This window comes from Sphingomonas sp., assembly GCF_025362505.1.
GTDB lineage: Bacteria > Pseudomonadota > Alphaproteobacteria > Sphingomonadales > Sphingomonadaceae > Sphingomicrobium.
Genome location: NZ_JANYGG010000065.1, coordinates 23,375 through 44,007 on the forward strand (window position 1 = coordinate 23,375; position 20,633 = coordinate 44,007).

Consider the following 20,633-nt stretch of genomic DNA (forward strand, 5'->3'; position numbering starts at 1 on the left):
CGAGACGATGTGGGAGGGGCGGTTCGTTACCGCCCAGCGGCGCGGGCGGTGGGAATTCGCCGGGCGATCACGCGGGATTCGCGCGGCGGTGATCCTCGCCGAGGTCGACGGGTCGGTGATCCTGGTCGAGCAATATCGCGTGCCGCTCGGCGGCAAGTGCCTCGAACTTCCCGCCGGGCTGATCGGTGACGACAACGGGGGCGAGACGGTGGAAGCGGCGGCGATCCGCGAGCTTGAGGAAGAGACTGGCTTCCGCGCCGAGCGAGTCGAATTGCTCGGCGAATATTATTCGTCGCCGGGGATGCTGTCGGAGAGCTTCACCCTCGTTCGCGCCCACGGGCTGACCAAGGTCGGCGAGGGTGGGGGCACCAAGGAGGAGGGGATCACCGTTCGCCTCGTCCCGCGCGGGGATCTGCCTCGGTTTATCGCCGAGCGACGCGCGGCGGGTCTGGCGATGGACGTCAAGCTGCTGGCATTGCTCGGCTTTTAGAGGCGGGCGCGCTCGGCCTGGGTCCAGGCGAGGTCGGCCAGTGCTTCGAGTTTGGCAACAGTCTCCAGCGCGTGCTCCGACGAGGCGTTGCCGCGCGCCAACCGGCCCTTGATGCCGTGGATGATCGCGGCGAGGCGGAACATCACGAACACCATGAGGTAGTCAAGGTCGGGGAGATGGTCGCGTCCGGTGCGGCGGCAATAGGTGGCGAGATAGTCCTCCTCGGACGGGATGCCGAGCGCGCCGAGGTCAACCCCGGCGATGCCAGTGAACAGCTCGGCAGGCATGCGATACACCATCAGATGATAGACGAAGTCGGCTACTGGATCGCCGAGCGTCGAGAGCTCCCAGTCGAGCACGGCGAGGACGCGCGGTTCGGCGGGGGCGAAGATCATGTTGTCGCAGCGATAGTCGCCATGAACGACGCGGACCTCGCCGCGGTCGGGGGGAAGGTTGGCGTGGAGCCATTCGACCAGCCGGTCCATCGCCGGCACCCGCCCGGCCTCGGCATCGCTCTCGTATTGCTTCGACCAGCGCGCCACCTGCCGCTCGACGAAGCCACCGGGGCGGCCATAGTCGCCAAGGCCGATCGCCGCCGGATCGAGGCTGTGAAGCTGGGCGATGGTGGCGTTCATCGCGTCGAAATGCGCCGCGCGGTCGGCGTTCGACAGTCCGGGGAAGGTCGCGTCCCAGATGATCCGGCCCTCGACCATGTCCATCACGAAGAAGGGGGTGCCGAGCACGGCCTCGTCGTCGCACAGGCCGTGGACGTGGGGGACGGGAAAGCCCGTCGCGCCGAGCGCCGACATCACGCGCGCCTCGCGTTCGACCGCGTGCGCGCCGGGGAGCAATTTGCCCGGCGGCTTGCGGCGCAGGACGTAGGATCGGTTGGGCGTATCGAGGCGATAGGTCGGGTTCGACTGGCCACCGGCGAACTGGCTGACGCTTAGCGGTCCGGCGAATTCGGGGACACTGGTTTTCATCCATGTGGCCAGCGCCGCCTCGTCGAAGCGCAATCGTTCGGCGACCTCACGCGTGCCGCTATTGGCTTTGGTCCTGTCCATTGCGCTGTCTTTAGACAGTGCCATGATGGACGCAAGACGGACCCGGGCGGCGTCCTCGGCGTTGATCGCGCATGGCCCGTATTCTCCATCTCTCCGACCTCCACTTCGGCGCGCATGATCCCAAGCTGGTCGAAGCGGTCGCGTGCCGTGTCGATGAGGAGCATCCGGACCTCGTCGTCATCAGCGGGGACTTCACCCAGCGCGCGCGGACCGAGCAATTCAGGGACGCGGGCCGGTTCCTGACCCGGCTGCGCGAGGCGGGGCATGAGGTGCTCGCGGTGCCGGGCAACCACGACATCCCGCTTTACAACGTATTGCGGCGGTTCCTGTCGCCACTGACGCGTTATCGCAAATATATCGACGACACGCTGTGCCCGTTTCACGATCTGCCCGGCGCGTCGATCCTCGGGATCAACACTGCGCGCTCGGCGACGTTCAAGGACGGCAGCATCAGCCACGAGCAGATCCGCTTCATCCGCGACACGTTCGCGAAGACCGACCCGGACAATGTCCGCATCCTCGTCACGCACCACCCGTTATTCGCGCTTCCGGTCGGCGATGGCGGCGAGCACGGCGTGCCGGTCCACCACCAGCAGGACGCGCTCGCCGCGATCGCCGAGGCTGGGGTCGACCTCCTCCTCGCAGGGCACAATCACCTCGCTTCGACCCACGCCAGCAGCCTGGTCCACGGCGCGGGTCGGGCGCTAATTGTGCAGGCCGGCACCGCGACCTCGACCCGGGTGCGCGGCGAGGGGCAGAGCTTCAACCACATCGAGGTCGAGGCCAATCATGTCAAAGTGACGATCGAGACGTGGCAGGACGACCGTTTCGCGCGCGGCGACAGCCAGTGCTTCGACCGCAATGGCGAACATTGGGACCTCGACGGTGGCGAGCCGGTCAACGAGGTTATCGAAGGGGTCACGCAATAAGTCCGCTTGTGCTGTCGTCATCCCGCTGCAAGGGAAGCAGACATGCAACAGGATATCGCAGACGCAGAGGCAGGCGCCCTCGCCTTCGAGACTGCCGCGCTACCCCAATTCGACCTTGGCGAATTCGTCCGCCGCGTGCTGGCGGAGGATCTTGGATCGGGCGGCGACGTCACCAGCCGCGCGACCATCGCGGCCGATGCGCGCTTCGTGGCTGAGATGACGTGCCGCGAGCCGATCACGGTTGCCGGGCTCGACATCGCGGTTGCCTTCTTCCGCGCGCTCGATCGCGAGGTGCGGGTGACGCGCGAAGTGAAGGACGCTGACTCGGTCGCGGCGGGGACCGTGCTGCTGCGGCTCGATGGCAATGCCCGGGCGATGCTTGCGGCCGAGCGGTCGGCGCTCAACACGCTCCAGCATCTGTCGGGCATTGCGACGCTCACCGCGCGCTACATCACGGCGATTGGTGACGGAAAGGCGAAGTTGCTGGACACGCGCAAGACGGTGCCGGGGCTTCGACTGCTTGAAAAATATGGCGCGCGCATGGGAGGCGCCGAGAACCACCGGATGCGGATGGACGACGGGCTGTTGATCAAGGACAATCATGTTGCGGTCGCCGGCGGGGTGGGCGCGGCGGTCAAGCTGGCCAAGGCGGCGACGACCGGCCTGCCGGTCCAGGTTGAGGTCGACCGGATCGACCAGATCGAGGAAGCGCTGGCCGCCGGAGCCGACCGGTTGCTGCTGGACAATATGACGGCCGACACGCTGCGCGCGGCGGTGGGAATCGTCGCGGGCCGCGTGCCGTGCGAAGCGTCGGGCGGGGTCAATCTGGACACCATTGCGGGCATCGCCGCGAGCGGGGTCGATTATGTCTCGGTCGGGCGGATCACCCAGTCGGCGCCGGCGGTCGACATCGGGCTCGACTACGCGCTTCAGTAGGAGCGCGGTTCGCCCGGCGATTACAACCTCCGCTGAATGGGCAATTCAGAATGAGGCCATCGGCGGACGCTCATACCCTCTTCAACGGCCGCAGTATGGTCACAAGTTGAAGGAGTAGACGATGTTCAAGAAATCGATCCTCGCCCTGTCGGCGCTGACGATGGTCGCAATGCCGGCGGTCGCCGAAGCGCGTCATCGCGACGGCTATAACGGTTACAGCCAGGGGTATAACCAGGGCTATTACCCGCAGCAGAACTATGGCTACAGCAACGGCTATTATCCGCAGCAGAGCTATGGCTACAACAACGGTTATTACCCGCAGCAGGGCTATGGCTATAACAACAACAGCTATTCCGGCCGCAGCTATGGCTATCGCAACCACCGCTGCAGCGGCACCACCGGCACGATCGTCGGTGCGGGTGCTGGCGCGCTGATTGGCCGCGAAGTGGGCCGCAGCCGCGACTATTATGGCAACCGCAGCAGCGGGACGACCGGCACGATCGTCGGCGCCGCCATCGGCGCACTGCTCGGACGCCAAGTCGGCAAGTCAACCTGCTAAGCTTAAGTAACCAGCGACAAGAGGGGCCGGGCGGCGACGTCCGGCCCCTTTTTTTGCGGGCGAATCGCGCCGCATCGCCTATAAGGGTCGCCTGTTACGGGAGAATAGCGTGTTCAAGGGCCTCCAGCCGATCCTCTATGGCGGGCGTGAAGTGTGGCCGCTGATCGAAGGCGGCAAGGGCGTAAGTGCTACCAATCACGCCAGTTCGGGCGCGTGGGCGGCGGCGGGCGGCATCGGCACGGTCAGTGCGGTTAATGCCGACAGCTATGATCCCGATGGACGGATCGTGCCCCAAGTCTATAAGTCACTGACTCGCCGCGAGCGGCATGAGGAGCTTATCCAGTATGCCATCGACGGTGCGGTGGCGCAGGTACAGCGCGCCTATGACATCGCGGGCGGCAAAGGTGCGATCAACATCAACGTGCTGTGGGAGATGGGCGGCGCCCAGCGAATCCTTGAAGGCGTGCTGGAACGCACCAAGGGGCTCGTCACCGGGGTCACCTGCGGCGCCGGAATGCCCTACAAGCTGAGCGAAATCGCAGCGTCGCACGGCGTTTCCTATTTGCCGATCATCTCGTCCGCCCGCGCCTTTCGCGCGCTGTGGAAGCGGGCTTATTCGAAGGCGGCCGAATGGCTGTCGGCTGTGGTTTACGAGGATCCGTGGCTGGCCGGCGGGCACAATGGCCTGTCGAACGCCGAGGATCCGCGGAAACCGCAGGACCCCTATCCGCGCGTCGCCGAGCTTCGCGCGACGATGCGCGAGGGCGGCATTTCGGACGACGTACCGATCGTCATGGCGGGCGGCGTGTGGCGGCTCGACGAGTGGGCCAACTGGATCGACAATCCCGAGCTTGGCACGATCGCCTTCCAGTTCGGCACGCGGCCGTTGCTGACCCAGGAAAGCCCGATTCCGCCCGGCTGGAAGGCACGGCTGATGACGCTAGAGGAGGGCGATATCCTGCTCCATCGCTTCTCGCCGACCGGCTTTTATTCCTCGGCGGTGCGCAATCCGTTTCTTCGCAACCTCGAAGCGTGCAGCGAGCGGCAGATCGCCTACACGCCGGTCGAGGTCGGCGATCATGCCTTCCAGCTCGACGTCGGCATCGGCACCAAGAAGAATTACTGGGTGACCAGGGGCGACCTCCAGCACGCGCGCGAATGGTTTGGCGCGGGCTATACAGAGGCGCTCAAGACGCCCGACGACACGCTGGTGTTCGTCACCCCCGCCGAGATGAAGACGATCCGCAAGGACCAGGCCGACTGCATGGGCTGTTTGTCGCAATGCGCATTTTCGTCGTGGTCCGACAATGAGAAGAATTCGACCGGGCGGCTGGCCGATCCGCGCTCGTTCTGCATTCAGAAGACGCTGCAGGACATCGCGCATGGCGGGCCGATCGAGGAGAACCTCATGTTTGCCGGGCATTCGGCGTTTCGTTTCAAGACCGATCCGTTTTACTCGAACGGGTTCGTGCCGACGGTGAAGCAGTTGTTCGACCGGATTTTGACGGGGGCGTGATGCGCTGGTTCGCCGCTGGTGTGATGCTCGTCGCGGTCGCGTCAGCAGCGTCGGCCGAGGACAAGAAGCCGCCTTACTGGGCTTCGATCGCGAGCGGCCAGGCGATGATGCGCACCGGGCCGGGTCGCAACTATCCCGGCACCTGGCTCTACCAGCGCCGCGACCTGCCGATCCGCGTGGTGCAGGTCTACAACCACTGGCGCAAGATCGAGGATCCCGACGGCCAGCAGGGCTGGATGCTGGTGACGATGCTGAGTGACAAGCGCAGCGCGATCGTCCGTCCGGGCGCCCGGCGCGACCTTCACAATCGACCGGATGGCACCAGCCACGTCGCCTACAAGGCCGAACCGGGCGTCGTCGGCAGCATCGCGAAATGCCGCGACGGCTGGTGCCGGATAACCATCGCCAAGCGCGAAGGCTTTGTCCGGATCAGCGATCTGTGGGGCCTGAGCGACGGCGAGAGCGTGGACTAGGGAGCGCGGACTAGTGAGCGCGGCGCCCGTCCTGAGCGCCGCACTCCCAAGTGGCTACATCTTCGGCGGTGTGTATTTCACCCGCTTGACCGACAGCTTCCTGCCTTTGTCGCTCGTCGTGTTCATGATCGCGCCGATCGCCACCGGCTTGGTGGTCCAGCAGATTTCCCCCTCCTTGGTCATCGCGCTGGTAAAGCAGGCTTTGCCGTTCTTCATCACCGCCGTGCCATGGTCGATATGTTTGGCGCCGGAATGGACGACGAAGTTTCCGTCGGGACCGATCGACTCTTCCATTAGCTTGCCCTTTTCGCGATAGGTCCAGCTTGTCGAGTTGATTTGGAAGGCAGCGTGGTGCGCCGTCTCGTGCATGGCGAGGCCCGCCGTTGCGCCGCCGACGACTAATGCCGTTGCTGCAAGTGCCAGTATAATTCGCATAGCAACTCTCCTTCTTTCTGTAGAGCCAACCCTATATCAGCGACGCGGTTGGTTGTTAATGCAGCGTTAGACTGGCTCTGCCGCGCCGTTTGCGCTGCCATTGATTCCGACCGAAGCTTCGCCCGGCGCTAGTTGCAGCGGGGAATGGGACTTCCCACATGCCGTTCAACGAGAAGCGGGAGTTTCAGTTGGAAAGTTGGCACGGCACGACCATCCTTGGCGTGCGCAAGGACGGGCGGACGGTGATCGCCGGCGACGGGCAGGTCAGTCTCGGCAATACGGTGATCAAGCCCAATGCGAAGAAGGTTCGCCGGCTCGGGGCGGAAGGAAAGGTGATCGCCGGGTTCGCTGGGGCGACGGCGGACGCGTTCACCTTGTTCGAGCGGCTCGAGAAGAAGCTCGAGGCGTCGAACGGCAAGCTGATGCGCGCCGCGGTCGAGCTCGCCAAGGACTGGCGCACCGACAAATACTTACGCAACCTTGAGGCGATGATGATCGTCGCCGATGCCGAGGCGATGCTGATCCTGACCGGCAATGGCGATGTGCTCGAGCCCGAGGCGAACGACACCACCGCGATCGCGGCGATCGGATCGGGCGGGAATTATGCGCTCGCCGCCGCCCGCGCGCTGATTGATTATGAGCCCGACCCCGAGAAGCTCGCCCGCCGCGCGATGGCCATCGCCGCCGAGGTGTGCGTCTTCACCAACGACCGCGTGACGGTGGAGACGGTCGGTTGAACGACGATCTCACCCCCAAGGCGATCGTCAAGGCACTGGACGAGCATATCGTCGGCCAGCATGACGCCAAGCGCGCGGTCGCGGTAGCGCTGCGCAATCGGTGGCGGCGACAGCGGCTGTCGCCTGAGCTTCGCGAGGAAGTAACACCGAAGAATATATTGATGATCGGGCCGACCGGCTGCGGCAAGACCGAGATCGCGCGGCGGCTGGCGAAGCTGGCGGACGCGCCGTTCGTCAAGGTCGAGGCGACCAAGTTCACCGAGGTCGGCTATGTCGGCCGCGACGTCGAGCAGATCGCGCGCGACCTGGTCGAGGAGGCGGTGCGGCTCGAGCGGGAGCGGCGGCGGGGCAAGGTTCGCGCGGCGGCCGAGACGGCGGCGATGGACCGGCTGCTCGATGCGCTGACCGGCAAGGGGTCGTCGGAGGCCACCCGCGCCTCCTTCCGCCAGCGCTTCGCCGAGGGCAGCCTGGCCTCCAGCGAGGTCGAGATCGATGTCACCGAGGCGCCCCAGTTGCCGTTCGAAATGCCCGGCGCGCAGATGATCAACCTGAGCGAAATGATGGGCAAGGCATTCGGCCAGGGACAGCAGAAGCGGCGCAAGCTGAAGGTGCCCGAGGCTTATGCCAAGCTGCTCGAGGAGGAGGCCGACAAAAGGGTCGACCCCGACGACCTCAATCGCGCGGCGCTGGCCGACGCCGAGGCCAATGGCATCGTCTTTCTCGACGAGATCGACAAGATCGCGGTGTCGGACGTGCGCGGCGGTTCGGTCAGCCGCGAAGGCGTGCAGCGCGACTTGCTGCCGCTGATCGAGGGGACGACAGTCGCGACCAAATATGGGCCGATCAAGACCGACCACATCTTGTTCATCGCGTCGGGCGCGTTCCATGTCGCCAAGCCGTCGGACCTGCTCCCCGAACTGCAGGGCCGCCTGCCGATCCGGGTCGAACTGAAGGCGCTGACAGAGGAGGATTTCGTCCGCATTCTGTCGTCGACTCGGGCGAGCCTGACCGAGCAATATGTCGCGCTGCTCGCCACCGAGCAGGTGTCGGTCAGTTTCACCGCGGACGGCATCGCCGCGGTCGCGAAGATCGCCGCCGAGGTCAACGGCGCGCTTGAGAATATCGGCGCCCGCCGGCTGCAGACGGTGATGGAGAAACTGCTCGAGGAGATCAGTTTTGAAGCCGAGGATCGCGCTGGCGAAACGCTCAGTGTCGACGCCGCCTTCGTCGACCAGCAGCTTGCCGGGATCGCGCGCGACACCGACCTAAGCCGCTACGTGCTGTGAACGACCGCGTCGTTCGCCTCGGGTAGTGCCCGCCCGAGCGGTCGCGCAAGGAGCAGGAATACTACTCCGGCGCCGGCGACGATCGCGGCATGGATTAGCCAGAAGCTCGTCGCCGGGATCGTCTCGTACAGCCCGCCGAGCCGCCCGCTGATCAGGCTGGCCACCGCGACCGACAGGTAATTGACCCCGGTCATCAGCCCGCGGGCGCCGGCTGGCGCGCGGGTCTGGATCAACGCGTTCGTCACCGGCGAAAAGAAGATCCAGCCGATATTCGAGAGGAAGTGAAAGGCGATCGGGATCGCCAGCGGCGCGCGCGCGCTGCTTCCGGGGGCGTGCGAAGCGAAGACCAGCAACAACAAGGATGCGCCGAAGAGTATCGCGCCGATGCCAAGCTTGACGAGTAGGTCGGGCTCGCGTCCACGGGCCGCCTGGCGTCGCCAGAAGACGAGCAGCAGCGGCATGCACAGGAAGGGCGCGAGCCCGTCGAGTGACTGGAGCCACGGCACCGGCACCTGGAACCCCACGACCTGAAGATCGATATGGTCTCGCACCCACAGGTTGTAGGTGTTCCAGATCTGGGTTTGCGCGATCCAGAAACACACGATCAGGGGCATGACTGCGAACAATAGCGCCAGCCGCCGCCGCTCGTCGCCGGTGAGGCGCCCGCGTGCTGCGCGTACCATGCGCGGTTCGTCGGCGAGGTCGCGCTGCCCGACAAGGTAGACGATCAGTCCGATCAGCATGCCGAAACCTGCAAAGCCGAACCCGATGTGCCAGCCGTAAAAGGCGGCGAGCGCTCCGGTGATCAGCGGCGCGAGGAAAGCGCCAAGGTTGACCGCCATGCCATACCACTGGAATGCGTCGCCCTGTCGCCGGTCGCCCGACGGGTAGAGCGCTTTGACCTGCGGCATCAGATTGGCGCGGAGCAGGCCGGCACCGAGCGAGATCAGGACCATTCCGATCAGGAACGACCAGTCGAACGCCAGGCTGAAGTGTCCGATCGTCATCAATAGCGCTCCGGCCGACACGGTGACCCGGCGACTGAGCCAGCGATCGCCGATCGCGCCGCCGATGAGCGGTGTCGCGTAGACCATCGCGGTGTAGATGCCGAATGTCTGCGTCGCGAATGCCTGCAACGAGAGCGGTCCGGTGACCGCCTCGACCGCGCTGCGGAACGGCCCGATGCCGGCGACGCGGTCGATGTGACCGGGCAGGAACAGCTCGCTGACGAGATAGAGGGTGAGGATCGCCTGCATCCCGTGGAAGCTGATGCGGTCCCACAGCTCGGTCCCGGCGAGCACCCACAGCCCGCGCGGGTGGCCGAACGCCTGTCGCGGAGTGGCCACGGTCTGCACGGCGGCCAGATTCATCCTGATTTCCCCCTACGTTGGCGCAGGCTGGCACGGAATTCGTCACGAGGGAAGCGCAGGCTAGCTGGCCCGTCGATAGCGCCACTCGAGCCCTTGGGAAAACGGGCTCCACAGGCTTGTCCTGACCCCGGCAAGGCGGAGCCGGTCGGCCGCCCAGATGTTGCACGTGTTGAGCAGGCTCGCCCGACCGGCCCCGCGGTAGAAGGTGTCGTCGGGGCCATAGCCGGGGTGGTCGATGCGCCGCGGCTTGCCGTCGGGGTCGAGCGCGAAGCTGGCCCGGATGCCCGCCCACAGGCGGCGATACTCCTCGGGCCGCAGGCGAATTGCGCGCGCGTGCCACTGCGGATCGCCGACCCACTCGACGTGCATCACCCGCTCACCGCCGGCCGCTGCCGCCCACAGCGTTCGCGCCCTGATGTCGCGCCAGCGCGGCGTATCGAGGTAGACCCGCCGCTCGCCCATCCCGAACGCGATCCATTGCGCGCGCCGGTCGGGACCGGCGAAGTCGCGGCGCGGGAGGAGCGGGCGCCAGTCGAGCCCCTGCGCATCGGCCGGGAGGATGAGGTCGGTGTGGACGCCGTTCGAGACGAGATAGACGGCCTGTCCTCCCGAGGGCTCGCGCCAGCTCGCGTTGACCGGGACCAGCGAGCCGATGAGCGCCGCCAGCGCGTAGAGCAGCGGCACCGACAACAGGGCGAGGCCCAGGCGGCGCGCGAGGCGCGGGAGCCCGGGACGGGAGCGGCGACTACGGCGGCGGATCATTTTGCCGGTTTACAGATTTCCCGCGTCGATGCGCCGGTGACTTTGCGATTTTCTTCGCATTCTCGATAAACTTGCCGAAAATTTGTCTAATATTCATCTTGATATTTGGCACTGCCGAGCATTTCCGCTATAATTGACAGGAAAGGTGAGCGGCGATGCAACGCGTTCGCTCGATCGAGGTGGCTCGGCTTCACATCATCCTGTGTTTTGCGTTCGACCATCATGCCGCGGCTACCGACATCGACAGCTACAGGGGGGCGTTGATCGATTGCCCCGACGTCTGCCATGCGGTCGAAACCTCCGGAACTTTCGACTTCTTCGTCGAATTCGATCTCCCCGATCTCCAGTCCTATAACGACTGGCTCAAGGTGCTGGTCGAGCCGCTGCCGTCGTTCGTGACGCGGTATGAAGCCTGCTTCGTCGTCCGCCGCTTCGGGCGGTCGGCCGATGCCCTTGACGGCGACCTGTGGCTTCCCTCGCGCGACGGTTTGCGACGGGTCGAACGCAACCATGTCGACATGGTGCAGGCCGAAGGCGACTATGTCCGCATCCACTCCGGCGCCCAGAGCTGGTTGCTTCATACGACCATGGCCGCGATGGTAACGCGACTCGACGCGGACGAATTCATCCGCATTCACCGGTCAACGATCGTCCGCCGGTCGTTCATCGCGCTGCTGATCCACCGCGAGGGTCGATGGTTCGCCGAAATGATCGACGGATCGACCCGGCGCATCGCCAAATCGCAGGCCCCGGCCACGTTGCGCGGGATGAAGGCCGATCCGTCAAGTCCGAAAGCCGTTTCGCCGAAGGACGACCGCGCCACAGATTCCGCCGGACGATCTGCCGAAAGCCATTTGGCGCTGGGCCCAAGGACGAAGGATACCGCCTCCGCCCCATGACCGTGAGGCCACCAAGGAGGGTATTATGTCGATCCTGTTCCGATCAATCGCTGCGCTCGCCATCGGCGCGTCGGCGTTCCCCGCCGCCCCAACCCAAGCCCGCACCGCACCGGTCGTGGTCACGGCGCCGCACAGCGACTTGCCGACGCGCCGCGTCAGCTATGCCGACCTCAATCTCGCCGCGCTCGACGGGCAGCGCGTGCTGCACACACGGCTCGACTCGGCGGTCAACGGAGTGTGCACCGACGGCGGATTTCCGGCGACCGAACTGGGCTTTGTCGAATGCCGCCTGCACGCCTGGTCGGGGGTTCGCCCGCAGGTCGCCAACGCGATCCAGCGCGCCACGGAGATTGCGACCACCGGACACAGCGCGCTGCCCGTGGTAGCGATCGCCATCATCGCCCACTAGGGTCGCGACAATCGGGGCGCGGACCCCGGGGACGGCTGTCCACCGCGGCGGTCGTCCCTTGCGCGCCACCCGCTCGGACCAAGTCAGAGCTAGCTTAGAGAGGGGGTCGTTGCCGGCCGGCTGCTCGCGGTTAGCAAACCTTCGCTGCAGTATCTTTGCCCGCAATCATCCCCCGGATGATCGCTTTGTTGCGGAATGATGGTCGGGGCGACAGGATTCGAACCTGCGACCCCCACACCCCCAGTGTGATGCGCTACCAGGCTGCGCTACGCCCCGACCGGACCCGCCTTGGCGGCGGGAGAGGGGCCGTCTAGTCGCCGGGGACCCCCAAGGCAAGGCGGCATTGCCTGTGCTCGGCTTGCTTGGCCCGCGCCGTCCGTGATAGGCGCGCCGCTTCCTATCAGCGAGCGGTCGTCCCGGCCCCGCTAGGCGACACGAAAGACTTTCCGCCCATGAGCATCGCCTCCCTCCTCGCCACGTCTCAGGCGGCCAGCGTCGCCGCTCCGTCCGCTGCCGGCACCGGAACCGATTTCTTCCTGCAGATGGTTCCGCTGCTGCTGGTCTTCGTGATCTTCTATGTCCTGATGATCCGCCCGCAGCAGGCGCGCGCGAAGCAACACCAGGCAACATTGGCCGCGGTCAAGAAGGGCGATGAAGTGATTACCGGCGGCGGCATCCGTGGCCGCGTCACCAAGGTCAGTGACGGTGAGGTCGAGGTCGAGATCGCGACCGGGATCAAGGTCCGCGCCGTCACCTCCACGCTCAATTCGGTCGTCACCCGCGACACCAAACCGGCCAACGACTGATGCTCGACTTCTCGCGCTGGAAGGTGGCGGGGGTCAGCTTGCTGATCCTGTTCGGCATCCTGTTCGCCATCCCCAGCCTGTTCCCGAAGGAGCAGGCGGCGGCGTGGCCGAAGTTCGTGCCGCACAGCCGCATCAACCTCGGCCTCGACCTCGCCGGCGGATCGCACCTCCTGCTCGAGGCGGACAGCGCGGACGCCGCCAAGCAGCGCGTCGCGGCGATGGAGGATAATGTCGCGAGCGAGCTTCGCCGCGGCGATACGCCGATCGACATCGGCGACATTTCGACCAGCGGCGGGGTGCTGTCGTTCATGGTCCGCAACCCGGCGCAGGTCGATCCGGCGGTCGAGAAGTTGCGCCAATTGACCAAGCCGGTCGGGCTGACCGGTGCGCGCGACTGGGATGTCGCCGTGATAGACCAGTCACGCATCGTACTCACCCCGACGACAGACGGGCAGGTCCGCGCGCTGAAGGACGCGATGTCGGTTGCGCGTGACGTCGTCCGCCGCCGCATCGATCCGCAGGGCACGCGCGAAATCACCGTCGTCACGCAGGGCGACAACCGCATCCTGGTCCAGGTTCCCGGCGTCGAGAATCCCGCTGCGCTCAAGGCGCTGATCGGCCAGACCGCACGGCTCGAGTTCAAGCTGGTCGACCTGACCGCCAATCCCGCCGAAGTGGCACAGGGCCGCGCCCCGCCGGGAAGCCAGGTGCTGCCGATGGCTTCGGGCGCCGGCGCGATGGCGGTCCAGCGGCGGGTGATGGTCTCGGGCGACCAGCTGACCAGCGCTAAGCAGAGCTTCGACCAGGACGGCCGCCCCGACATCACCATCGCCTTCAATTCGACCGGCGCGCGGCGCTTCGGCCGGGTGACGCAGGAGAATGTCGGCAAACCGTTCGCGATCATCCTCGACAACAAGATCCTGTCCGCGCCGACCATCCAGAGTGCGATCCTCGGCGGCACCGCCTCGATCTCGGGCAATTTCACCGTCGAAAGCGCCAACCAGCTCGCGGTCAGCCTCGCATCGGGCAAGCTGCCGGTGAAACTGAACGTGATCGAGGAGCGGACCGTCGGCCCCGATCTCGGCAAGGATTCGATCCAGAAAGGCGCCATCGCCGCGATGGTCGCGACCCTCGCGGTGATCCTGTTCATGGTCGTCACCTACGGTCGCTTCGGTATCTATGCGACGCTCGCGCTGATCATCAACGCCTTCCTCATCCTCGGCGTGATGGCGATATTCAATGCTACGCTGACTCTCCCCGGGATCGCCGGTTTCGTGCTGACGATCGGCGCCGCGGTCGACGCCAATGTGCTGGTCAACGAACGTATCCGCGAAGAGCAGAAACGCGGCCGCAAGGTGCGTGACGCAATCGAGACCGGGTACAGGGAGGCGTTCACCGCGATCTTCGACGCCAACATCACCAACGTCATCGCGGCGACACTGATGTGGTATTTCGGCTCCGGCCCGATCCGCGGCTTCGCGGTGGTGCTGATGATCGGCATCGTCACCTCGGTCTTCACCGCGGTCTATTTCACGCGGATGCTGACCGCGCAGTGGGTCAAGCGCGCTCGCCCGCGCACCCTCAACCTGTAGGACTGAACCGATGCGCCTGCTCAAGCTGGTCCCCGACGACACCAACATCGACTTCATGAAGTGGCGTAACATCGCGCTCGCCATTAGCCTGGTGGTGACTTTGTCGTCGATCGCTTTCACTTTCTATCGCGGACTCAATCTCGGGGTGGATTTCGTCGGCGGCCAGGTCATCCGCACGACCTTTAGCCAGGCGGTCGACGTCGAGCAGTTGCGCGCCCGGGTCGGAGGTCTCCAACTCGGCGAGGCAAGCATCCAGGAATTCGGCGGCCCGAAAAGTTACCAGATTCGCCTGCCAAAGCCAGCCGGCGGGGACGCCCAGGCCAATATCGCCGCCGACAAAGTGCGCGCGTTGCTCGTCGCGAGCTATCCCGGCGCGCGGATCGACGCAGTCGAGACCGTCTCGGGCAAGGTGTCGGGCGAACTCGCCCAGGACGGCGCGCTGGCGCTTGGCCTCGCCATGCTCGGCATCGCGATCTACATCTGGTTCCGCTTCGAATGGCAGTTCGGGGTCGGTGCGCTGGTCACGCTGTTCCACGACGTCTCGATGATCCTGGGGTTCTTCGCCTTCACCCGAAGGCAGGTCGACTTGAACGTTGTCGCGGCGTTGCTAACGATCGTCGGTTATTCGCTCAACGACACCGTTGTGATCTATGACCGAATCCGCGAAAATTTACGCAAATACCGCAAAATGGCGATCATTCCGCTGATCAACCTGTCGCTCAACGAGACCTTGTCGCGGACCATCGTCACATCGCTGTCAGTGCTGATTGCCCTGGCGGTGCTGCTGATTCTCGGTCCGGCGGTGATCATGAATCTGACGATTGCCATTTTTCTCGGCATCTTCATCGGCACCTACTCGTCGATCTATATTTCGGCGACGATCCTCGTCTGGCTCGGGGTCAAGCCCGACAGCTTCCTGCGCACCTCCGACGAGGGCGCGGTCAGTCCCGGGGCCGCCTAGTTCATCTGGCGTCAAGGCTGGGCAAGCGAAGTCCCGTTCGCGGCTTGGCCTCGCCGCATGCCCCCGCTAAGGAAGCGTCCATGAACATGAACCGCACGGCGCTGCTGATCGTCGCCGCCGCCCTGATTGTCCCTGCCGCCGGTTGTGCGCGCAACAAGGTCAAGGGCGACACCGCCTACGTCGCGCGCGACGTCAACACCCTCTACGCACTCGCCAAGAAGAGCGCCGACCAAGGCAATTACGCCGACGCCGCCAAGTTGTTCGACGAGGTCGAACGCCAGCACCCCTATTCGGTGTGGGCCCGCCGCGCCCAGCTGATGAGTGCTTTCAGCTATTACATGGCGCAGCAATATACCGACGCGATCAGCTCGTCGCAGCGGTTCCTCACGATCCACCCGGGCAATGCCGACGCGCCCTACGCCAACTATCTCGTCGCGATGAGCTATTATCAGCAGATCGCCGACGTGACGCGCGACCAGAAGATCACCCAGCAGGCATCCGACGCGTTCGGCGAGCTGATTCGCCGCTATCCCGGCAGCCGCTACGCGACCGACGCGCGGTTGAAGCTCGACCTCATCAACGACCATCTCGCCGGCAAGGAAATGGAAGTCGGGCGCTATTACGAACGGTCGGGCAACTGGCTCGCCGCCTCGCTCCGCTTCCGCACCGTGGTCGACAAATACCAGACCACCAGCCACACCCCCGAGGCGCTCGAGCGGCTGGTTGAATGCTACCTCGCCTTGGGCGTGCCCGACGAGGCGCGGAAAGCCGGCGCGGTGCTGGGGCGTAACTACCCGGGCACGAGCTGGTACAAGCATAGCTACGAACTTCTGCGGCGGCATCAGCCGCGCACCTGACCCGGATCGCGGGGGTTCTTGAGATGAAGTCCGGCTCCGGCCCGCACCCCCGCCCGGCCAACCCACACGGTATACTGCATGGGTTGGCCGGGCATCGCTTTCGCAATGTCCCCCGGACATTCCGACTGTGACGCGGTGCGGGCCGGTACCGTCTCCGCGAATGCGGAGCAAAAGCTAACATGCTCGGCCAGCTCGCCATTCGCGACGTGGTGCTGATCGACCGGCTTGAGCTTGAGTTCGAACCGGGACTCGGAGTCCTCACCGGCGAGACGGGGGCGGGCAAGTCGATCCTCCTCGATTCGCTTGGCCTCGCTCTAGGCGCGCGGGCCGACAGCGGACTGGTCCGCGCCGGGCAGGACGGCGCGACCGTTTCCGCCGAACTGATGCTGCCAGCCGGCCATCCCGCCTTGGCGCTCCTTGCCGAACAGGGGATCGAGGTCGAACCGGGCGAACCGCTCGTGCTGCGCCGCACGGTCAAGGCCGACGGCGGCAGCCGCGCCTTCGTTGGCGGGATGAGCGTCCCCGCCGCGACGCTGCGCGATGTGGGCGCACTGGTCATCGAAATCCACGGTCAGCACGACGACCGCGGCCTGCTCAATCCCCGCGGCCACCGCGCGCTGCTCGACAATTTCGGCAAGCTTTCGAACGCCGACGTGGCGAGCGCATGGGGTCATGTCACCGCGCTCGAACGCCGCCTCGCCGAGGAACGCCGCGCGATCGAGGAAGCCCAGCGCGATCGTGACTGGCTCGCCCACGCATCCGAGGAAATCGCCAAACTCGCCCCCCAGCCCGGGGAAGAAACCGAATTGTCGCAGCAGCGCGCACTGATGCAGGCGGGCGCGCGGGCAGGGGAGTCGCTGACCGGGATCGACGAACTGCTCGGCGGCTCCGACGGTGCGCTCGCCAGCCTGCGTAGCGCCGCGCGCAAGATCGAGCGCGGGGCGGCCGACCACCCGTTGCTCGCCGAAGCACTGGCCTCACTCGACCGTGCGGTGATCGAGGCGAGCGAGGCCGAAGATCGCATCGCCCGCGCCGCCGAGGCGATGGCGTTCGACCCCGCCCGCCTCGATGCGACCGAAGCCCGCCTGTTCGACATCCGCGCGATGGCTCGCAAGCACCGCGTCGAGGCCGACGCGCTCGCCGCGCTGAGCGACGACATGCGCGCGCGCCTCGCCGCGATCGACGCCGGCGAAGAGCAATTGCGCCACCTCGAACAGTCACTCGCCGCCGCCCGCGCCGCCTATGACGAGGCGAGCGCCACCCTCCACGCGGCCCGCGCCGCCGCCGCCGTCAGGCTCGACGAAGCCGTCGCCGGCGAGCTTGCCCCGCTGAAACTAGACGCCGCCCGCTTTCAAACTGTAGTTTCCGCCGCAGATCCCGGCCCGAGCGGCGCGACCACGGTCGAGTTCACGGTCTCGACCAACCCCGGCGCTCCGTTCGGCCCGCTTACCCGCATCGCGTCGGGCGGTGAACTGTCGCGCTTCATCCTCGCCCTAAAGGTCGCGCTGGCCGAGGCGGGCGGGGCGGAGACCATGATCTTCGACGAGGTCGACCGCGGCGTCGGCGGGGCTGTCGCCAGCGCCATCGGCGAGCGATTGTCGCGACTCGCAACACGCTCGCAACTGCTCGTTGTCACCCACAGCCCCCAAGTCGCCGCCCGCGCCGCCCACCACTACCGCATCGAGAAGACGACCGGCCCCGACGGCGCCCGCACCACCGTCCGCAAGCTTGACCCCGATGAACGCCGCGAGGAAATCGCGCGCATGCTGTCGGGCGCCGCGATCACCGAAGAAGCCCGCGCCCAGGCTGCGCGTTTACTGGAGGCAGCATGACCGACGTGACGATTGATTTCGACGGCGAGGAGCTCGCCAGCCCGTGGTATCCGGTCGACGGCGTGGCCCGCCCGGCAGTGCTGATTTTCCCGACGGTGATGGGGGTCAGCGACCTCGAGCGCGAATTCGCGAAAGCGCTCAATGCGCTCGGCTATGGCGCGATGATCGGTGACCTGTTCGGTACGTCGACCAGAGGCGCGCCGCGCGATCGGATGTTCGCCGAGCTCGGCCGCCTCAAGGGCGACCGTGCCGCACTCCGTCGCCGCGTCGAGGCGCTGTTCGCCGCGATGGTCGCGCAGCCGGGTGTCGACGCGTCAAGGGTTGCGGTCATCGGCTATTGCTTCGGCGGGCTGTGCGCGCTCGACCTTGCCCGCGCGGGCGCCCGGCTTGCCGCGACGGCGAGCTTCCACGGCCTGTTCGACCCGCCCGGCCTGCCGCCGCACCCGATTGGCGGCAAGGTCGTCGCCTATCACGGCTGGGACGACCCGATGGTCACGCCCGACGCGGTCGTCGCCCTGGCGAAGGAGCTGACCGAAACCGGCGCCGACTGGCAAATCCACGGTTACGGCCATGTCGCCCACGGCTTCACCAATCCCCACGCGGCCGAGATCGGCATCGCCGGGGTGGCCTATAATTCGCTCGCCGCGAAGCGCAGCTGGGCGTCGCTGGAGCTGTTGCTGGCCGAAGCTTTCGCATGAACGAAGCCGACGCCGCGAACCGGTTGATGCGGCTGGCGAAGGCGATCGCCCGCCACAACCGCCTCTATCACGACCAGGACGCGCCGGCGATTTCCGACGCGGACTATGACGTGCTGGTGCGCGAAAATGCCGCGCTCGAGGCCGATTTTCCGCACCTCGTTCGCGCCAATTCTCCGTCGCGTGGCGTGGGGGCGACGCCGAGCTCGAGCCTTGCCAAAGTGCCCCACGCGCGCCCGATGCTCAGCCTCGAAAATGCCTTCGCGCCCGAGGAAGTGGCCGAGTTCGTCGCCCGCGTCCGCCGCTTCCTCAGCCTTGCGCCCGACGCCGACGTGGCGCTTACCGCCGAGCCCAAGATCGACGGCCTGTCCTGCTCGCTCCGCTTCGTGCAGGGCGAACTGGTCTTCGCGGCAACGCGCGGCGACGGCCAAATCGGCGAAGACGTTACCGCCAACGTCCGCACCATTCCCGACATTCCGCAATCGCTTGCGGGCGCGCCGGCCGTCCTCGAAGTCCGTGGCGAGGTTTATATGGCCAAGGTCGACTTCGCCGCGCTCAACGAGCGCCAGTTAGCTTCTGGCGGAAAAATCTTCGCCAATCCGCGCAACGCCGCTGCCGGCTCACTCCGCCAGAAGGACCCGGGCGTCACCGCCTCCCGCCCGCTGCGCTTCCTTGCCCACGGCTGGGGCGAAGTCTCCGAACCCCTCGCCAAGACCCAGTCCCAGGCGATGGCCCGCCTCGCTGCGCTTGGCTTTCCGGTCAGCGCGCTGCTGATCCGTGTCGGTACCCTCGACGACGCCCTAGCGCATTACGCCGCGATCGAGCACGCCCGCGCCGACCTCCCGTTCGACATAGACGGGGTGGTCTACAAGGTCGACCGGCTCGACTGGCAGGATCGGCTGGGCCAGGTCGCCCGCGCCCCGCGCTGGGGCCTCGCGCATAAATTCCCCGCCGAGCGCGCCGAAACGACGCTCGAAGCGATCGACATCCAGGTCGGGCGCACCGGCAAGCTGACTCCGGTAGGCCGGTTGATCCCGGTCGGCGTGGGCGGGGTGATCGTTGCCAACGTCACCCTGCACAACCGCGACGAGATCGTGCGGCTAGGCTTGCGCATCGGCGACCGGGTGCGGATCCAGCGGGCAGGGGATGTCATCCCGCAAGTGGTCGAGAATTTGACCCGCGACGACCTGCGCGCGCCTTACGCCTTCCCCGACCATTGCCCGGAATGCGGGTCCGAAGCCGTTGGCGAAGAGGGCGAGGTCGATGTCCGTTGCACCGGCGGGCTGATCTGCCCGGCACAGCGGATCGAACGATTGAAGCATTTCGTCTCACGTGGCGCGATGGACATCGACGGGCTGGGCGAAAAGAGCATCGTCGAATTCGCCGGCTATGGCTGGCTCGACTCCCCGGCCGACATCTTCCGCCTGAAGAAGCACCGCGATGAACTGGTCGGGCGAGAGGGCTGGCAGGCGAAGTCGGTCGATAATCTCCTCGCCGCGATCGACGCGCGAATCGGCTTCGACCCGGCACGGTTCTTGTTCGGGCTCGGCATCCGCCACGTCGGCGCGGTCACCGCCAAGGACTTGATGAGGGCGTTCGGCACGATCGAGGCGCTGCAGGCCGCGGCGATCGGTGATGACGCCCAAGCTGAACTGTCGGCGGTCGAAGGCGTCGGCCCGGTCGTCGCCGAGGCGCTCACCGATTTCTTCCACGAGCCCCACAATCGCGACGCGCTCGCCGACCTGCTCGGGCTCGCCCGGCCCGCCGCCTTCGTCTCGACCGCTCGCACAACCGACTGGACCGGCAAAACGATCGTCTTCACCGGCACGCTCGAACGCATGAGCCGCGACGAGGCCAAGGCCCAGGCCGAGCGCCTCGGCGCGCGCACCGCCGGATCGGTCAGCGCGAAGACGGATCTGGTCGTCGCGGGCCCCGGCGCCGGATCGAAGCTCAAGAAGGCAGCAGAGCTCGGCGTCCACGTCATCGACGAGGCCGCGTGGGAAGCGATAGTCGCCGCGAGTTAGG

At 66.2% G+C, this 20,633-nt stretch carries 21 protein-coding genes and 1 tRNA gene; 17 read left to right on the forward strand and 5 right to left on the reverse strand.

What is annotated here, in order from left to right; genetic code table 11:
• Window positions 1-7 precede the first annotated feature (7 nt).
• Window positions 8-490: an NUDIX hydrolase gene (locus Q0R27_RS05890; RefSeq protein ID WP_293942361.1), complete on the forward strand. Its 483-nt coding sequence runs from the start codon at window positions 8-10 to the stop codon at window positions 488-490.
• Here the strand turns inward: Q0R27_RS05890 and Q0R27_RS05895 are convergent.
• Window positions 487-1,554 (reverse strand): phosphotransferase family protein, encoded by a 1,068-nt coding sequence (locus Q0R27_RS05895; protein ID WP_293942188.1) that lies wholly within the window; start codon window positions 1,552-1,554, stop codon window positions 487-489. The genes Q0R27_RS05890 and Q0R27_RS05895 overlap by 4 nt on opposite strands.
• 71 nt (window positions 1,555-1,625) lie before the next feature.
• On the opposite strand from Q0R27_RS05895, the gene Q0R27_RS05900 reads away from it, so the two are divergent.
• The 5 genes from Q0R27_RS05900 to Q0R27_RS05920 all read left to right on the forward strand — a co-directional run bounded on the left by Q0R27_RS05900 (window position 1,626) and on the right by Q0R27_RS05920 (window position 5,967).
• Window positions 1,626-2,483 carry a metallophosphoesterase gene (locus tag Q0R27_RS05900; RefSeq protein ID WP_293942190.1) on the forward strand — a complete coding sequence of 286 codons (858 nt, stop codon included), beginning with the start codon at window positions 1,626-1,628 and terminating at the stop codon, window positions 2,481-2,483.
• A gap of 42 nt (window positions 2,484-2,525) precedes the next feature.
• Window positions 2,526-3,419, forward strand: a complete 894-nt coding sequence (gene nadC / locus Q0R27_RS05905) for a carboxylating nicotinate-nucleotide diphosphorylase (protein WP_293942192.1) — start codon at window positions 2,526-2,528, stop codon at window positions 3,417-3,419.
• Between the two features lie 121 nt (window positions 3,420-3,540).
• Window positions 3,541-3,978 (forward strand): glycine zipper 2TM domain-containing protein, encoded by a 438-nt coding sequence (locus Q0R27_RS05910; RefSeq protein ID WP_293942194.1) that lies wholly within the window; start codon window positions 3,541-3,543, stop codon window positions 3,976-3,978.
• 109 nt (window positions 3,979-4,087) lie between these two features.
• The gene (locus Q0R27_RS05915; protein WP_293942197.1) at window positions 4,088-5,494 is read left to right on the forward strand and encodes a nitronate monooxygenase; all 1,407 of its coding nucleotides are present in this window, start codon (window positions 4,088-4,090) and stop codon (window positions 5,492-5,494) included.
• Window positions 5,494-5,967 carry an SH3 domain-containing protein gene (locus tag Q0R27_RS05920; protein WP_293942200.1) on the forward strand — a complete coding sequence of 158 codons (474 nt, stop codon included), beginning with the start codon at window positions 5,494-5,496 and terminating at the stop codon, window positions 5,965-5,967. The genes Q0R27_RS05915 and Q0R27_RS05920 overlap by 1 nt, the downstream gene beginning before the upstream one ends.
• Window positions 5,968-6,021: 54 nt before the next feature.
• Here Q0R27_RS05920 and Q0R27_RS05925 read toward each other — a convergent pair whose 3' ends face one another.
• Window positions 6,022-6,402 carry a hypothetical protein gene (locus tag Q0R27_RS05925; RefSeq protein ID WP_293942203.1) on the reverse strand — a complete coding sequence of 127 codons (381 nt, stop codon included), beginning with the start codon at window positions 6,400-6,402 and terminating at the stop codon, window positions 6,022-6,024.
• Between the two features lie 188 nt (window positions 6,403-6,590).
• Between Q0R27_RS05925 and hslV the strand changes: the two genes are divergently transcribed.
• Window positions 6,591-7,139, forward strand: coding sequence for an ATP-dependent protease subunit HslV (gene hslV, locus Q0R27_RS05930; RefSeq protein WP_293942205.1), 549 nt, complete (start codon window positions 6,591-6,593; stop codon window positions 7,137-7,139).
• Complete coding sequence (hslU, locus tag Q0R27_RS05935) at window positions 7,136-8,425, forward strand: ATP-dependent protease ATPase subunit HslU (RefSeq protein WP_293942208.1); 1,290 nt, start codon at window positions 7,136-7,138, stop codon at window positions 8,423-8,425. Before hslV ends, hslU begins: the two co-directional genes overlap by 4 nt.
• On the opposite strand, the gene Q0R27_RS05940 is transcribed toward hslU, so the two are convergent.
• Window positions 8,413-9,795, reverse strand: a complete 1,383-nt coding sequence (locus tag Q0R27_RS05940; RefSeq protein ID WP_293942211.1) for a peptide MFS transporter — start codon at window positions 9,793-9,795, stop codon at window positions 8,413-8,415. The two genes, hslU and Q0R27_RS05940, sit on opposite strands and share 13 nt — an antisense overlap.
• A gap of 60 nt (window positions 9,796-9,855) precedes the next feature.
• Window positions 9,856-10,557 (reverse strand): TIGR02117 family protein, encoded by a 702-nt coding sequence (locus tag Q0R27_RS05945; RefSeq protein WP_293942214.1) that lies wholly within the window; start codon window positions 10,555-10,557, stop codon window positions 9,856-9,858.
• Window positions 10,558-10,712: 155 nt separating this feature from the next.
• On the opposite strand from Q0R27_RS05945, the gene Q0R27_RS05950 reads away from it, so the two are divergent.
• Both Q0R27_RS05950 and Q0R27_RS05955 read left to right on the forward strand, forming a co-directional pair.
• On the forward strand, window positions 10,713-11,456 hold the full coding sequence (locus tag Q0R27_RS05950; RefSeq protein WP_293942217.1) for a LytTR family DNA-binding domain-containing protein: 744 nt from the start codon (window positions 10,713-10,715) through the stop codon (window positions 11,454-11,456).
• A gap of 25 nt (window positions 11,457-11,481) precedes the next feature.
• Window positions 11,482-11,865, forward strand: a complete 384-nt coding sequence (locus Q0R27_RS05955) for a UrcA family protein (RefSeq protein WP_293942220.1) — start codon at window positions 11,482-11,484, stop codon at window positions 11,863-11,865.
• A 199-nt stretch (window positions 11,866-12,064) separates the two neighbouring features.
• On the opposite strand, the gene Q0R27_RS05960 is transcribed toward Q0R27_RS05955, so the two are convergent.
• Window positions 12,065-12,141: transfer RNA gene (locus tag Q0R27_RS05960), tRNA-Pro, on the reverse strand.
• A gap of 176 nt (window positions 12,142-12,317) precedes the next feature.
• Here Q0R27_RS05960 and yajC point away from each other — a divergent pair.
• The 7 genes from yajC (at window position 12,318) to ligA (ending at window position 20,632) form a co-directional block, all read left to right on the forward strand.
• On the forward strand, window positions 12,318-12,671 hold the full coding sequence (yajC, locus tag Q0R27_RS05965; protein ID WP_293942223.1) for a preprotein translocase subunit YajC: 354 nt from the start codon (window positions 12,318-12,320) through the stop codon (window positions 12,669-12,671).
• Window positions 12,671-14,263: a protein translocase subunit SecD gene (gene secD / locus Q0R27_RS05970; protein WP_293942226.1), complete on the forward strand. Its 1,593-nt coding sequence runs from the start codon at window positions 12,671-12,673 to the stop codon at window positions 14,261-14,263. The genes yajC and secD overlap by 1 nt, the downstream gene beginning before the upstream one ends.
• A gap of 10 nt (window positions 14,264-14,273) precedes the next feature.
• A complete protein-coding gene (gene secF, locus Q0R27_RS05975) occupies window positions 14,274-15,224 on the forward strand; it encodes a protein translocase subunit SecF (protein WP_293942229.1) in 951 nt (316 codons plus the stop codon).
• Window positions 15,225-15,304: 80 nt separating this feature from the next.
• On the forward strand, window positions 15,305-16,081 hold the full coding sequence (locus tag Q0R27_RS05980) for an outer membrane protein assembly factor BamD (RefSeq protein WP_293942232.1): 777 nt from the start codon (window positions 15,305-15,307) through the stop codon (window positions 16,079-16,081).
• Between the two features lie 179 nt (window positions 16,082-16,260).
• A complete protein-coding gene (recN, locus tag Q0R27_RS05985; RefSeq protein ID WP_293942234.1) occupies window positions 16,261-17,913 on the forward strand; it encodes a DNA repair protein RecN in 1,653 nt (550 codons plus the stop codon).
• Entirely contained in the window at window positions 17,910-18,611 is a 702-nt protein-coding gene (locus tag Q0R27_RS05990) for a dienelactone hydrolase family protein (protein ID WP_293942236.1), read from the forward strand. Before recN ends, Q0R27_RS05990 begins: the two co-directional genes overlap by 4 nt.
• Complete coding sequence (gene ligA / locus Q0R27_RS05995) at window positions 18,608-20,632, forward strand: NAD-dependent DNA ligase LigA (protein ID WP_293942238.1); 2,025 nt, start codon at window positions 18,608-18,610, stop codon at window positions 20,630-20,632. The genes Q0R27_RS05990 and ligA overlap by 4 nt, the downstream gene beginning before the upstream one ends.
• Window position 20,633 lies beyond the last annotated feature (1 nt).

What these genes read in the sequence shown, in the direction of transcription:
- Q0R27_RS05890 (WP_293942361.1), top strand. Translation starts at nt 8, where the DNA reads ATGTGGGAGGGGCGGTTCGTTACCGCCCAGCGGCGCGGGCGGTGGGAA.
- Q0R27_RS05895 (WP_293942188.1), bottom strand. Translation starts at nt 1,554, where the DNA reads ATGGACAGGACCAAAGCCAATAGCGGCACGCGTGAGGTCGCCGAACGA.
- Q0R27_RS05900 (WP_293942190.1), top strand. Translation starts at nt 1,626, where the DNA reads ATGGCCCGTATTCTCCATCTCTCCGACCTCCACTTCGGCGCGCATGAT.
- nadC (WP_293942192.1), top strand. Translation starts at nt 2,526, where the DNA reads ATGCAACAGGATATCGCAGACGCAGAGGCAGGCGCCCTCGCCTTCGAG.
- Q0R27_RS05910 (WP_293942194.1), top strand. Translation starts at nt 3,541, where the DNA reads ATGTTCAAGAAATCGATCCTCGCCCTGTCGGCGCTGACGATGGTCGCA.
- Q0R27_RS05920 (WP_293942200.1), top strand. Translation starts at nt 5,494, where the DNA reads ATGCGCTGGTTCGCCGCTGGTGTGATGCTCGTCGCGGTCGCGTCAGCA.
- Q0R27_RS05925 (WP_293942203.1), bottom strand. Translation starts at nt 6,402, where the DNA reads ATGCGAATTATACTGGCACTTGCAGCAACGGCATTAGTCGTCGGCGGC.
- Q0R27_RS05940 (WP_293942211.1), bottom strand. Translation starts at nt 9,795, where the DNA reads ATGAATCTGGCCGCCGTGCAGACCGTGGCCACTCCGCGACAGGCGTTC.
- Q0R27_RS05945 (WP_293942214.1), bottom strand. Translation starts at nt 10,557, where the DNA reads ATGATCCGCCGCCGTAGTCGCCGCTCCCGTCCCGGGCTCCCGCGCCTC.
- Q0R27_RS05950 (WP_293942217.1), top strand. Translation starts at nt 10,713, where the DNA reads ATGCAACGCGTTCGCTCGATCGAGGTGGCTCGGCTTCACATCATCCTG.
- Q0R27_RS05955 (WP_293942220.1), top strand. Translation starts at nt 11,482, where the DNA reads ATGTCGATCCTGTTCCGATCAATCGCTGCGCTCGCCATCGGCGCGTCG.
- yajC (WP_293942223.1), top strand. Translation starts at nt 12,318, where the DNA reads ATGAGCATCGCCTCCCTCCTCGCCACGTCTCAGGCGGCCAGCGTCGCC.
- secD (WP_293942226.1), top strand. Translation starts at nt 12,671, where the DNA reads ATGCTCGACTTCTCGCGCTGGAAGGTGGCGGGGGTCAGCTTGCTGATC.
- secF (WP_293942229.1), top strand. Translation starts at nt 14,274, where the DNA reads ATGCGCCTGCTCAAGCTGGTCCCCGACGACACCAACATCGACTTCATG.
- Q0R27_RS05980 (WP_293942232.1), top strand. Translation starts at nt 15,305, where the DNA reads ATGAACATGAACCGCACGGCGCTGCTGATCGTCGCCGCCGCCCTGATT.
- recN (WP_293942234.1), top strand. Translation starts at nt 16,261, where the DNA reads ATGCTCGGCCAGCTCGCCATTCGCGACGTGGTGCTGATCGACCGGCTT.
- Q0R27_RS05990 (WP_293942236.1), top strand. Translation starts at nt 17,910, where the DNA reads ATGACCGACGTGACGATTGATTTCGACGGCGAGGAGCTCGCCAGCCCG.
- ligA (WP_293942238.1), top strand. Translation starts at nt 18,608, where the DNA reads ATGAACGAAGCCGACGCCGCGAACCGGTTGATGCGGCTGGCGAAGGCG.